Source organism: Streptomyces spinoverrucosus, assembly GCF_015712165.1.
Lineage (GTDB): Bacteria > Actinomycetota > Actinomycetes > Streptomycetales > Streptomycetaceae > Streptomyces > Streptomyces spinoverrucosus_A.
On the sequence record NZ_JADPZX010000001.1, the window covers coordinates 6,557,689 to 6,571,210 of the forward strand.

General features: G+C 73.1%; 6 protein-coding genes and 1 pseudogene. 1 reads left to right on the top strand and 6 read right to left on the bottom strand.

Annotated elements, in window-relative coordinates; all coding sequences use genetic code 11:
- Nucleotides 1–49 precede the first annotated feature (49 nt).
- The 6 genes and pseudogenes from I2W78_RS41210 to I2W78_RS29820 form a co-directional block, all read right to left on the bottom strand.
- Nucleotides 50–181 carry a hypothetical protein gene (locus tag I2W78_RS41210; RefSeq protein WP_263579104.1) on the bottom strand — a complete coding sequence of 44 codons (132 nt, stop codon included), beginning with the start codon at nucleotides 179–181 and terminating at the stop codon, nucleotides 50–52.
- Between the two features lie 56 nt (nucleotides 182–237).
- Nucleotides 238–5,004: a cation-translocating P-type ATPase gene (locus I2W78_RS29800; RefSeq protein WP_196463333.1), complete on the bottom strand. Its 4,767-nt coding sequence runs from the start codon at nucleotides 5,002–5,004 to the stop codon at nucleotides 238–240.
- Between the two features lie 157 nt (nucleotides 5,005–5,161).
- On the bottom strand, nucleotides 5,162–5,800 hold the full coding sequence (locus I2W78_RS29805; RefSeq protein ID WP_196463334.1) for a GntR family transcriptional regulator: 639 nt from the start codon (nucleotides 5,798–5,800) through the stop codon (nucleotides 5,162–5,164).
- Between the two features lie 264 nt (nucleotides 5,801–6,064).
- Nucleotides 6,065–7,882, bottom strand: a complete 1,818-nt coding sequence (gene sucB, locus I2W78_RS29810; protein WP_196463335.1) for a 2-oxoglutarate dehydrogenase, E2 component, dihydrolipoamide succinyltransferase — start codon at nucleotides 7,880–7,882, stop codon at nucleotides 6,065–6,067.
- 62 nt (nucleotides 7,883–7,944) lie between these two features.
- Nucleotides 7,945–9,332: pseudogene (lpdA, locus tag I2W78_RS29815) on the bottom strand (dihydrolipoyl dehydrogenase).
- Nucleotides 9,333–9,593: 261 nt separating this feature from the next.
- Nucleotides 9,594–11,123 carry a leucyl aminopeptidase gene (locus tag I2W78_RS29820; protein ID WP_196463336.1) on the bottom strand — a complete coding sequence of 510 codons (1,530 nt, stop codon included), beginning with the start codon at nucleotides 11,121–11,123 and terminating at the stop codon, nucleotides 9,594–9,596.
- Nucleotides 11,124–11,476: 353 nt separating this feature from the next.
- On the opposite strand from I2W78_RS29820, the gene I2W78_RS29825 reads away from it, so the two are divergent.
- Complete coding sequence (locus tag I2W78_RS29825) at nucleotides 11,477–13,510, top strand: hypothetical protein (RefSeq protein ID WP_196463337.1); 2,034 nt, start codon at nucleotides 11,477–11,479, stop codon at nucleotides 13,508–13,510.
- Nucleotides 13,511–13,522: the final 12 nt, after the last annotated feature.

Genomic DNA, 13,522 nt, shown 5'->3' on the forward strand with positions numbered 1-13,522 from the left:
GGGGCTCCCCTGAGCGGCCGGCGCGCTCAGGGGACTTCGTGCTCCGGGGTCAGGCGTACGCGGCGGCCGGGCGTGCGGTCGCGCCGAACGACTTCCAGAGCTGCATGAACAGGCGCACCAGAGCGGCCTCGATCAGGGCGACGGCCACCTGGGTGACGATGGTGGTGAGGATGTGCGGCATGGTGGCCGCCTTTCGTGTGCAGTGTGCGGGGTACGGCTCCTTTGTCCGGGCCGATGTCATCCGCGAGGCTGCACCACGGTGTCCTTCGGGTGAAATCTGCCTTGCATCCCGGCGATGCCCTGCGCCGCGGCCGGCACCAGAACCGACCCCGCCGCCGACGCCAGCGCGATCGTCCAGCCCGCGGGGCCCAGCGGCCGGCTGCCGAAGAAGTGGCTGAGCCCGGGCACGCTCACCACCACACCCAGCACCACCAGGGACCCCGCCACGGCCGCCGCGACCACCGGATCGCGGCCCGCGTCCACCAGCGTCTGGAGCAACTGGGACGTCACCAGCGCGACCAGGGCGACCGTGTCGGCGTGCCCCCGGGTGCCGGTCGCCCGGGCGAGCACCCAGGCGACGGTGGCCGCCGCCGTGGTGAGCACGGCCCGTAGCCGGATATGGCGGGTCAGCGCCGTGCCGAGCGAGGCCTCCGGTCCCTCCGCGAGCAGCCGGCCGGCGTGGTCGGCGGGCGGCCGGGCGGCGATCGCCATGGCGGGCAGCATGTCGGTGAGCACGTTGACCAGCAGGAGCTGCCGTGCGTTCAGCGCGCTGCGCCCGGTGAACAGCGTGGTCGCCAGGGTGAAGACGATCTCCCCGAGGTTGCCGCCGAGCAGGATGCCGAGCGCCTTGCGCACCGACGCCCACATGGCCCGGCCCTCGACGAAGGCGTCGACGATCGTCTCGATACGGTCGTCGGTGACGACGACGTCGGCGGCGGCGCGGGCGGCCGGGGTGGCCCGGGAGCCCAGGGCGATGCCGACGTCGGCGATCCGGATGGCGGGCGCGTCGTTGGCGCCGTCGCCGGTGACGGCGACGATCCGGCCGGCCGAGCGCAGCGCGGTGACGATACGGACCTTGTGGGCCGGCGTGACCCGGGCGAACACGGTGATGTCCGGCAGCGTCCGGGCTAGCGCGTCGTCGTCCAGCGCGTCCAGCTCCGCCCCGGTCATCAGCCGTGGCTCCTCCTCGGGCCGCAGCTCCCGGGCGATCGCGGCGGCGGTGCTGGGATGGTCACCGGTGAGCATGACGATGCGCACCCCGGCCCGGGACAGCCGGTCCACGCTCTCGGCTGCGGTGGCCCGCACCGGGTCCGCCAGACCCAGCAGGCCCAGCAGACACAGCCCGTCGACGTCCTCGTCGGCGAGCTCGGCACCTTCCTGCGGCCCGCCCGTCGGCGGAACGTGCTCGGCGACCGCGAGAACCCGCAGACCGCGCCGGGCCAGCCGGTCGATCTCCGCCTCGATCTGCTCCCGCAGCCGGTCCCCGAACGCCTCGGTGGCAGCACCCCGGCGGATACGGTCGCAGCGGGCCAGTACGACCTCGGGTGCGCCCTTGACGACCATCCGCGCCTCGGAGTCGGTCCGCCCCACCACGGCGTGGAAGCCGCGCCCCGGCTCGAACGGCAGCTCCGCCAGCTGCTCCCAGGTGTCCGAGCCGAGCCCGGCGGCCCGCTCCGGGGCGTCGTCGAGCAGCTCGGCCCCCGCCGCGATGGCGCGGTCGGTGGGGTGGGCGAGCGTCGCGGCCGGGCCCCGTGGCCCCGCGAGGGCCGCCGTGGCGACGATCCGGCGCAGCGGCGGGGTGAGCCGGTCGGGCGGTCGGCGGTCCAGGGCGTCGGAGACCTGCTGGAGGCTGATCCGGCCCTCGGTGAGCGTGCCGGTCTTGTCGAAGCACAGGACATCGGTGCGACCCAGCGCCTCAATGGTGGAGGCGCTGCGGACGAGGGTGTCGCGGGTGGACAACCGGCGCGCCGCGGCCAGTTCCGCGACCGTGGCGACGAACGGCAGCCCCTCCGGTACGGCCGCGACGCACAGGCTGACCGCGGAGCCCAGGGCGGCGCCCGCGGGCCGCCTGCGCAGCAGTTCGACGGCGAACAGGACGACCCCGGCGGCGATGGACAGCGGCAGGAACCACCGGCCCAGCGCCTTCAGCCGCCGCTCCACACCGCTCTCCGGCGGCCCGCTCTCGGGGACCGCCTCCGCCGCGCTGCCCGCCTCGGTGGCCGTCCCGGTGGCGACGACCACGGCGAGGGCATGGCCGGCCGCCACCGTCGTCCCCTGGTAGAGCATCGACGTCCGGTCCGCGACCGTCCGGGCCGCGGTCGGCGCGGCGCTCTTCACGACCGGCAGCGACTCACCGGTGAGACTGGACTCGTCCACCTCCAGACCCTGCGCCCGCACCACCCGGCAGTCCGCCGGAACCGCGTCCCCGGCCCGCAGCTCGATGACGTCACCGCGCACCAGGTGCTCACCGGCCGCCTCCACCGCCTCGGCCCGGTCGGGCCGCCGCACCCGCACCCGCGCCGAGGTCGCCTCGACCAGCCGTTCCGCCGCCTCGTCGGCCTGTTGCCGCTGCACCCCGCCGACCAGCGCGTCCACGCCGAGCACCCCGCCGATCAGCACGGCGTCCAGCACGGAGCCGAGCGCCGCCGAGATGCCACCGCCGATCGCCAGAACGGGCGTGAGCGGATTGGCCAGTTCCTCCGCGACCCGGCCGATCAGGGTGACCGCACCGTCGTGCCGGTCATGGCCCTCGAACTGCCTGCGCCGGGCCGCCTCGGCCTCGTCCAGCCCACGGGACGAGGTGCCCAGACGGGCCATCACCTGACGTACCGTCATGGCGTGCCAGGGCGTGCGCTCGGCGGCGGCCGGGGCCGGACGCCCGTGCAGTTGCCAGCCCGCCCAGAAGCCCGCCGCGATCCCCGCGATGGTCACCCCGTCGGTCACCAGGCGGGCCCGCACCCAGGCCCGCGGGCGGGGCACCAGGAGGGCGAGTCCCGAGCCCAGCGCGGCGCCGACGACCTCCAGCCGGGTGCACAGCCGGCTGATCCGCCGGGCCTCCGGCAGGGCCGCCAGCAGCAGATGGACGACATCGGGCGGGGCGGCGACATCGGCGTCCCACGGCACGTGCCGGGTGACGGTGATCACCCCGATGCCCAGATCCGCGCGGACGAGCGCGCGCCGGGTCCGCGCCGAGATCACCGCGACACCGTGCCCGTCCGCCTGGAGGGAGCGCACCAGCGCGGCCGTACGCCGATGCCCGGTGGGCGCGGCCTGAGCGAGCCCGAACCGGCGATGCAGACCGGGCGGGCCGCCCACCAGCCGCACCTCGCCGCACTCCCGCGCCGCGCGCACCAAGTGGTGGGCGAGCGGGTGCAGTTGGGGCACCAGCGCGGCCATGGCCACCGGGGTGCCCTCGCGCAGCACGAGCATGACCTGCGCACCCTCCTCGGCCCACCGCCGGGCCCGCGCGGCCGTCTCATCGGGTACGACGTCATCGCCCGGGACGGCGGCCGCTCCGGTGAACGGCCGCAGTTCCCAACTGCCCAGCCGTCGCGCGGGCAGCGGCACTCCGCCGTGCCGGATCCGCCACCTCGGCGGCGGCCCGTCCGGCGCGATCAGCTCGTGGAGACGCGCGTGGATCTCGTCGTCCCCCGGACGCTCCCCATCGGGATCGCCGGCCTCCCGCACAGGTGCGGGTCCGCCGGTTTGCGGGCCGCGGGACTCCGGCACCGGCGCGGAAGCGACCGGCAGAGCCGCATCGGGGCCACCACCGTCGGCCGGCCCCCCGGCGTCCAGCAGGCCCGGTTCCGCAGGCCCGGTCGGCGGCAGGCGCAGGACGCTCTCCACCGTCCAGGCGCCGTCGGCCAGTACCCGGGCGTCGAGGACCACCATGTCGACACGGTCCAGCCGGCGCAGCGTCTCCGGCCGCAGCACCAGGGCCCCGCGGTCGGAGACGGCCCGGCCCACCGAGGACGCGAACGCCTCCCGGCCGAACCGCGGGCCCCTCGGCGTCCCCGCGATCAGCAGTGCCAGCCCGCGGTCCTGGCCGAGCCTGCCGAGCGTCGTGAGCCCGTAGGCCGCGAGGGAGGCCGGCGCCGCCACGTTCGCGTACCGCTCGCCCGGCCCCGGGGGCAGCGGGGCGGGCCGCTCGTAGCCCGGGACGGCGTCATGGCGGTACGTGCCCTCGTGCACGGCCAGCCTGCGCGACCAGTTCCCCCATGCCGTGCGACGGGCCTGCACCTCCCCGTACCGGGCAGCGGCCAGGACGGCGGCCACCACCGCGCCCAGCGGCCGGAACGTCAGCGTCGTCACCAGCATGTTCGCCGCCGCGAAGCCCCGCTCCGCGGCCGGCTCCCCGATCCGGCGGGCGAGACCCTCGCGCAGCGGCGGCATGGACTCCACGAGCTGGAGCGCCGAGATCACCGCCGGCGGCAGGCCGCGCAGCCCGACGGCGTTGCCCACCGATGCCACGCCCACCGCGACCAGGCCCGCGCCGAGCCGGACGGCCGACCCGATCCGTGCCCCCGCCGCCCCGGGGTAGCCGACCGGCGGCCGCCCCTGATCCGCGCCCCCGGAGCGCCGGGCACCGAGCGCCTCCTCCTCGGCGGCGGTGTCAGCGGCGCCGACCATGTCGACGAGGGCCGCCACGTCGGTCTCCGGCCCGCAGCCGACGTACGCGCAGCCCAGCGTGCCGTTCACCTCGGCCCGGCTCACCCCCGGCACCCGGCGCAGCGCGGCCTCCAGCTCACGCGCCGCGGATGCCGTCCCGGGCCGTCCCAGGCGTCGTACCTCGATCTGCACGCCTCCGGAGGTCCGCCAGACCTTGGGCCTGCCGGGCCGCAGCATCGGCCCCACCACGGGCAGCGCCGCCGGTACGGCGGTCAGGCCCTGCGCCACAGCCCGGACCGTCGAGGCCGTCGAGGCCACCGCGGCCTTCGTCGAAGGGACCACGAACGCGGGCAGCAACGAGCCGGGAAGCACGGAGGACAGCTGTGGCCAGATCACGCGCGGCCTCCACCATCGGCCGACTGGAGACGGGACCGGCGCCCGGGAGGCGACGGTACCCCTCAGTATGTGTGCGTCCCAGCGGCCTCGCCCGGCACGGACGAGCCTGCTGGGCCGGGTAGCCGAGTGCCCCCCACGGAACGAGCGAATCCGGAGGTCAGGCGTGATCGCCGGCGGCGCGCGGCGCGCAGCCCAGCACGTGCTCCTTCACCAGACGGCCGATCTCCGGATCGCGCCGCCGGAACGCCTCGACCAACTCCTCGTGCTCCTCGGCGTAGGACTGCTGGACCGTGCCCAGCCAGCGGATGGAAAGGGTGGTGAACACCTCGATGCCGAGGCCTTCCCAGGTGTGCAGCAGCACCGAGTTGCCGGCCGCCCGGACCAGCTCGCGGTGGAAGGCGACCGTGTGCCGCACCTGGGCCGTGCCGTCGGACTTGCGGTCGGCCTCGTACAGGGCGGCGACATGCGGCTTCAGGGCCGAGCAGTCCTGGGAGAGCCGTTCCGCCGCCAGCTCCGCCGCGATCGCCTCCAGACCGGCCCGGACCGGGTAGCTCTCCTCCAGGTCGGCCGCGGTGAGATTCCGTACGCGTACGCCCTTGTTGGGCGCGGACTCGATCAGGCGCAGGGACTCCAGTTCGCGCAGAGCCTCGCGGACCGGGGTCTGACTGACCTCCAGTTCCGTGGCGATACGGCGCTCCACGATCCGCTCGCCCGGCTTCCAGCGCCCGCTGATGATCCCTTCCAGGATGTGCTCGCGGATCTGTTCGCGCAGCGAGTGGATGACGGGCGCGGTCATGAGGGCTCCTTAGGGCGCGTTGACGTTTAGACAATACGGGGGGGGCGCTCCGCTGTAGGGGCCGATGGGGGTGCTTTGGTGCAGGTGAGACGAGACTTACACGCCTGGTGGGTCGGGGTGTTCTGTTGTTCGGCGGCTGCGGGTGGTGGGGGTGTTCGCGCCCCGCGGCGGAGCCGCTGAGGTCACAGCCCCGCGCCCCTGGGGACGCCGATGCCCCGCCCGTTCAACACGGGCGGGGCATCGATCGACTTGCCTCAGGCGCTGTTACAGACCGAGCTCGACCTCGAACTCGCCTGCCTCCAGGATTGCCTTGACCGCCGTCAGGTAACGGGCGGCGTCGGCGCCGTCCACCAGGCGGTGGTCGTAGGAGAGGGTCAGGTACGTCATGTCGCGGACGCCGATGACCGTGCCCTCCTCCGTCTCGATGACGGCCGGGCGCTTGACCGTGGCGCCGATGCCGAGGATCGCGACCTGGCCCGGCGGCACGATGATCGTGTCGAACAGCGCACCGCGCGAACCGGTGTTGGAGATGGTGAAGGTCGCGCCGGACAGCTCGTCCGGGGTGATCTTGCTGGCGCGGACCTTGCCGGCCAGCTCCGCCGTGGCCTTGGCGATACCGGCGAGGTTGAGGTCACCGGCGTTCTTGATGACCGGGGTCATCAGGCCCTTCTCGGAGTCCACCGCGATACCGATGTTCTCGGTGTCGAAGTAGGTGATGGTCCCCTCGGCCTCGTTGATCCGGGCGTTGATCGGCGCGTGCGCCTTCAGCGCCTGGGCCGCGGCCTTGACGAAGAACGGCATCGGGGAGAGCTTGACGCCCTCGCGGGCCGCGAACGCGTCCTTGGCGCGGGCGCGCAGCTTCATCAGGCGGGTGACGTCGACCTCGACGACCGACGACAGCTGGGCCTGCTCGTGCAGCGCCTTGACCATGTTGTCGCCGATGACCTTGCGGATCCTCGGCATCTTCACGGTCTGGCCACGGAGGGGGGAGACCTCCAGGACCGGCGCCTTCTTGGCGGCGGCGGCAGCGGCCGGGGCGGCGGCGGCCGGAGCCGGGGCGGCTGCGGCGGCCTTCGCGGCCTCGGCGGCGGCCAGGACGTCCTGCTTGCGGATGCGGCCACCGACGCCGGTGCCCTTGACGGTGGCCAGGTCGACGCCGTTCTCGGCGGCGAGCTTGCGCACCAGCGGGGTGACGTAGGCGCCCTCGTCGGTCGGCTGGGCGGCGGCCGGGGCCGGGGCCGGGGTCACCGGAGCCGGAGCGGCCGGCGCGGGAGCCGGGGCGGCGGGCTGGGCCGGAGCCGCGGGCTGGGCCGGGACCGCGGGAGCCGCGGGGGCCGGAGCCTGAGCGGCCGGGGCCGGGGCCGGGGCGGCCGGGGCCGGCGGAGCGGCGGGCGCGGCCGGGGCCTCGGCGGCGGGCGCCGGAGCGGGGGCGGCCGGAGCCGGGGCAGCGGCCGGAGCCGCACCCGGGGCGCCGATGACGGCCAGCTTGGCGCCGACCTCGGCCGTCTCGTCCTCGCCGACCGTGATCTCCAGCAGCACGCCGGAGGCGGGCGCCGGGATCTCGGTGTCGACCTTGTCGGTGGAGACCTCGAGCAGCGGCTCGTCGGCCTCGACACTGTCACCGACCGACTTCAGCCAGCGGGTGACGGTGCCCTCGGTGACGGACTCGCCGAGCGCGGGCAGGACCACGTCGGTGCCCTCGGCGGCACCACCGGCCGGGGCGGCCGGGGCAGCGGCGGGGGCGGGTGCGGCCGGGGCCTCGGCCACGGGGGCCGGAGCGGGCTCGGCGGCCGGGGCCGGAGCCTCGGCGGCGGCCGGGGCCGGGGCAGCGGCCGGAGCGCCGGTGCCGTCGTCGATGACGGCCAGCTCGGCGCCGACCTCGACGGTCTCGTCCTCGGCGACCTTGATGGAGGCCAGCACACCGGCGGCCGGGGCCGGGATCTCGGTGTCGACCTTGTCGGTGGAGACCTCGAGCAGCGGCTCGTCGGCCTCGACGCGCTCACCCTCGGCCTTCAGCCAGCGGGTGACAGTGCCCTCGGTGACGCTCTCGCCGAGCGCCGGAAGGGTTACGGAAACCGCCATGGTTTCGGTTGCTCCTTACGAATTGCGGAAGTCTGTGTCGTCGCGCCCGATGACCGAGGGCGTCAGTCGTGGGAGTGCAGCGGCTTGCCGGCCAGAGCCAGGTGGGCCTCGCCGAGCGCCTCGTTCTGCGTCGGGTGGGCGTGGATGAGCTGGGCCACCTCGGCCGGCAGCGCCTCCCAGTTGTAGACCAGCTGGGCCTCGCCGACCTGCTCGCCCATACGGTCGCCGACCATGTGCACGCCGACCACCGCACCGTCCTTGACCTGGACGAGCTTGATCTCGCCCGCGGTCTTCAGGATCTTGCTCTTGCCGTTGCCCGCCAGGTTGTACTTCAGGGCGACGACCTTGTCCGCGCCGTAGATCTCCTTGGCCTTGGCCTCGGTGATGCCGACGGAGGCGACCTCCGGGTGGCAGTAGGTCACGCGGGGACACCGTCGTAGTCGATCGGGACGACCTTCAGACCGGCCAGCCGCTCCGCCACCAGGATGCCCTCGGCGAAGCCGACGTGCGCGAGCTGGAGCGTCGGGACCAGGTCGCCGACCGCCGAGATGGTCGGGACGTTGGTCCGCATGTACTCGTCGACGAGTACGTAGCCGCGGTCCATGGCGACCCCGGCCTCCTCGTAACCCAGGCCCTGCGAGACCGGGCCGCGGCCGACGGCGACCAGCAGGACCTCGGCCTCGAACTCCTTGCCGTCGGCGAGGGTGACCTTGACACCGTCGGCCGTGTACTCGGCCTTCTGGAAGAAGGTGCCCAGGTTGAACTTGATGCCGCGCTTGCGGAAGGCGCGCTCAAGAAGCTTGGAGCTGTTCTCGTCCTCGACCGGGACGAGGTGCTTAAGGCCCTCGATGACCGTGACGTCGGTGCCGAAGGACTTCCAGGCGGAGGCGAACTCGACGCCGATGACACCGCCGCCGAGCACGATCGCCGACTTCGGCACGCGGTCCAGGACGAGAGCGTGGTCGGAGGAGATGATCCGGTTGCCGTCGATCTCCAGACCCGGCAGCGACTTCGGTACGGAGCCGGTCGCCAGCAGCACGTGGCGGCCCTGGATCCGCTGACCGTTGACATCCACCGAGGTGGGCGAGGACAGCCGTCCCGCACCCTCGATGTAGGTCACCTTCCGGGAGGCGATGAGGCCCTGCAGACCCTTGTACAGGCCCGAGATCACCTCGTCCTTGTACTTGTGGACCCCGGCCACGTCGATGCCCTCGAAGGTGGCCTTCACACCGAACTGCTCGCTCTCGCGGGCCTGGTCGGCGATCTCGCCCGCGTGCAGCAGGGCCTTGGTGGGGATGCAACCCCGGTGCAGGCAGGTGCCGCCGACCTTGTCCTTCTCGATCAGGGCGACGTCCAGGCCCAGCTGCGCCCCGCGCAGGGCCGCGGCGTAACCACCGCTACCACCGCCGAGGATCACTAGGTCGAAAACGGTGCTGGCGTCGTTCGCCACGTCACGTCCTCCATGCATGTGCGCCGTACGCCGGTCGACGATGACCGGCAGGCGGCTGGTGTCCGGCCGCTCTACTTCGGCCCTTCGGTGGGGCCCTGTCCTGCCGAGCCCCATCTTCGCACTTGTCAGCACACAACGAGACGCGGGGCCACTGTGTGATACGCCCCACTGCAACGCCCCAGGGGCGCGGGGAACTGCGCGATCAAGCACAGTCCACCCGCACCCGCCGTACGACGGAACGGATCAGCTGTTAGGCGACCCTCACCCCAGATCGCCGGAGGCCGTCAGCTCCGCCAGCCGCACAAGAGTCCGCACCCCGGACCCGGTCCCACCCTTCGGCGTGTACCCGAACGGCCCCTGCTCGTTGAAAGCGGGCCCGGCGATGTCGAGGTGCGCCCAGGTGATGCCCTCACCCACGAACTCCCGCAGGAAGATCCCGGCGACCAGCCCGCCGCCCATCCGCTCACCCATGTTGGCGATGTCGGCGGTGGCCGAGTCCATCCCCTTGCGCAGATGCTCCGGCAGCGGCATCGGCCACGCCGCCTCACCGACCTCCTCCGCGGCCTCGTGCACCGCGGAGCGGAACGCGTCGTCGTTGGCCATCACGCCGAACGTCCGGTTGCCCAGCGCCAGCATCATCGCCCCGGTCAGCGTCGCCACATCCACGATCGCGTCCGGCTTCTCCTCCGACGCCGCCCACAGGGCGTCCGCCAGCACCAGCCGTCCCTCGGCGTCGGTGTTCAGCACCTCGACGGTCTTGCCGCTGTACATCCGCAGCACGTCACCCGGCCGCGTGGCCGACCCGGACGGCATGTTCTCGGCCAGCGCCAGCCACCCGGTGACATTGACCTCCAGCCCGAGCCGGGCGGCGGCGACCACGGCCGCGAAGACCGCCGCCGCGCCGCTCATGTCGCACTTCATCGTCTCGTTGTGACCGGCCGGCTTCAGCGAGATGCCGCCCGAGTCGTAGGTGATGCCCTTGCCCACGAACGCGAGGTGCTTCTTCGCCTTGGAGGAGGTGTACGACAGCTTCACCAGCCGCGGCGCCGCCGCCGACCCGGAGCCGACGCCCACGATGCCGCCGTACCCGCCCTTGGCCAGCGCCTTCTCGTCGAGCACCTGCACCTTGATGCCGTGCTCCTTGGCCGCCGCCTGAGCGACGGCGGCGAAGGCCTCGGGGTTGAGGTCGTTCGGCGGGGTGTTGACCAGGTCGCGGGCGCGGTTGAGCTCCTCGGACACGGCGATGGCACGCTCGACCGCCGCCTTGTGCGCCTTGTCGCGCGGCTTGCCGCCGAGCACGGTGACCTCGGCGAGCGGGGCCTTGCCGTTCTTGTTGTCCTTGGCGTTCTTGCCGTTGTCCTTGTACGTGTCGAAGGAGTACGCGCCGAGCAGCGCGCCCTCGCCGATCGCGCCGACCGCGGCCGCGTCCGTGACCGGCAGTGCGAAGGCGGCCTTCTTGGCGCCGGTCAGCGCACGGGCGGCGGCCCCGGCGGCCCGGCGCAGCGCCTCCGCGTCGTACTCCGCGTCCTTCTCCGGCCGGGCACCCAGGCCCACCGCCACCACGAGCGGCGTCTTGAAGCCGGCCGGCGCGGGCAGCTTCGTCACCTCGCCCTCGGCGCCGGAGGCACCCAGGGTCTCCAGGACGCCGGCGAGCCTGCCGTCGTACGCCTTGTCCACGGCTTCCGCGCCCGGTGCGACGACCGGGCCCTTGTCGCCCTTGGCGACACCGATCACGATCGCGTCGGACCGCAGGCCCGGCGCCGCGGCGGTGCTGAGAGTGAGAGCAGTCACGGTGGTGAAATCTCGCTTCCGATGTGAAGTTTCTGTGGCCGAAGGAGTGGGACGGCCGGGCCCGACAGCCGACCCTAGATCCCTCGTGCGGTGGAGTCCGCACCTGGACAGGTTTTGACCTGGCACGAGCCTACGCCCGGTATCTCTTCGAGCATTCCTGCGGACGTTCACCTGTCAGTGGCGTCGTCGCCATGTACCGATCCTCGCACTCCATGAGCTGAGTCACACTCGTCGGGTTCGGGTGAGCCGGGCGCTCACCGCTTTGCATGATTTCCACTGATCCCCCGTGGACCCGTCACAAGTGCACACGGGCCGTCGGGATCGCGCGGGGATCTTCTGGGGGGAGGACCACCATGGCGCCACGCGCGCGCATACGGAGATCCGCGGCCGCCGTCCTGACGGCCGCCGGACTGCTGACGCCGGTGCTCATCGCACCCGGCGCGTCCGCGGCTCCCGAGCCGCGGATCGATCTGAGGGTGCTGGTCGTGGACAACGGGGACAGCCCCGTCCAGGCCATCACCGCCCAGCTGAGGAGCACGGGCATCCCGTACACCACGGTGCAGCTCACCGACCCGGACCGCCCGACGATCACCGAGGCGTTCCTGAGCGACACCGTGAACGGCACGCCCCGGGCCAAGTACCAGGGCGTCGTACTGCCCAACGAGGCCCCGTTCGGCGCGGGCTCCGCCGAGCAGACCGCGCTGGAGACGTACGAGCGGACCTACGGCATCCCGCAGGTCGACGCCTACACGTGGGCGCACCCCGGGGTCGGCCTCGACTACACCAGCGAGGGCGGCTGGGCCGGCACCCTCGACGGCCGTGAGGCCGCCGTCACCGACGCCGGGAAGGCGGGACCCTTCGACTACCTCGACGGCGCCCTCGCCTTCGAGGACAACTCGCCCGCCGTGCAGGAGAGCTACGGCTATGTGGCCCGGCCCCGCAGCGGCTTCACCAGCTATGTGGACGTCCCGGTGCCCGCCGGGTCCGGCCGGGGCAGCCTGGTCGGGGAGTACGCCCACGACGGCCGCCGCGAGCTCGTCGTCACCTTCGCCTACAACCAGCACCAGCGGCAGTTCCGGGCGCTGGCCCGGGGCATCGTGGAGTGGCTGACCCAGGGCGTCCACCTGGGCCGCGACCGCAACTACTTCGCCGTCCACGTCGACGACGTCTTCGCCCCCGACAGCCGCTGGGACACCGAACGTGACTGCACGCCCGGCGACTTCGACTGCGCGGGCGGTGACGGCGAGGGGACCACGCCGATCCGGATGACCGCCGCCGACGCGCAGTACGCCGCCCAGTGGCAGCGCGAGCGCGGCTTCACGCTCGACATGGTCTACAACGCCGGCTCGGGCGAGGAGTGGAAGGCGGAGAACGGCGGCACGGACGCCCTCGCCGCGCAACTGCTCGCCGACCGGAACCAGTACCGCTGGATCAACCACACCTACACGCACCCGTACCTGGGCTGTGTGCAGGACACCTCCACCGTGCCGTGGAGCTGCGCGAAGAACGCCGACGGCACGACGCGTTGGATGAGCCGCGCCGAGATCGCCGCGCAGATCCGCGACAACCACAACTGGGCGGTGCGCCAGGGCCTCCCCGTCGACCGCACCGAACTGGTCACCGGCGAGCACTCCGGGCTGAAGACACTCCCGCAGCAGCCCGAGGACAACCCCGACCTCGCCGGCGCCCTCGCCGACACCGGCGTGAAGTGGATCGCCTCCGACAACTCCCGCGAGCCCGAGCAGCGGGCCGTCGGCGGCGCGCTGACCGTGCCCCGGCACCCGATGAACGTGTACTACAACGTCGGCACGGCCGAGGAGATGGTCGACGAGTACAACTTCATCTACACCTCCGCCGCCGACGGCGGCAGCGGCATCTGCGAGAACAACCCGACCTCGACCTGCCTGGACGACCCGCTGGACCCGGCGACCGGCTACGCCTCGTACATCGTCCCGCAGGAGACCCGGATCGCCCTCGGGCACGCCCTGAACAACGACCCGCGCCCGCACTACGTGCACCAGTCCAACCTCGCCGAGGACCGGCTGCTGTACCCGGTGCTGGACCAGGTACTCGCCGACTACCGGGCGCTGTTCGCCGACAACACCCCGCTGGAGAACCTCAGCCAGAAGTCCATCGGCACCGAACTCCAGCGCCGCACGGCCTGGCAGAACGCGGTCACGAACAACCGGGTCACCGCATACCGCATCGGCAACACGATCACGGTCACCGCCCCGAGCGGCGTCCAGATCCCGGTGACCGCCCCGGAGGGCACCAAGCAGCAACTCCTGCTGGGCACGACCACCTTCGGCACGCCATATGCCGGCACTCGCTCAGCCTGGGCAACTCCTGCCCTGCTGCAGTCGGCACTCACCTTGAAGCTGCCGTAAGCAGCAACGCCC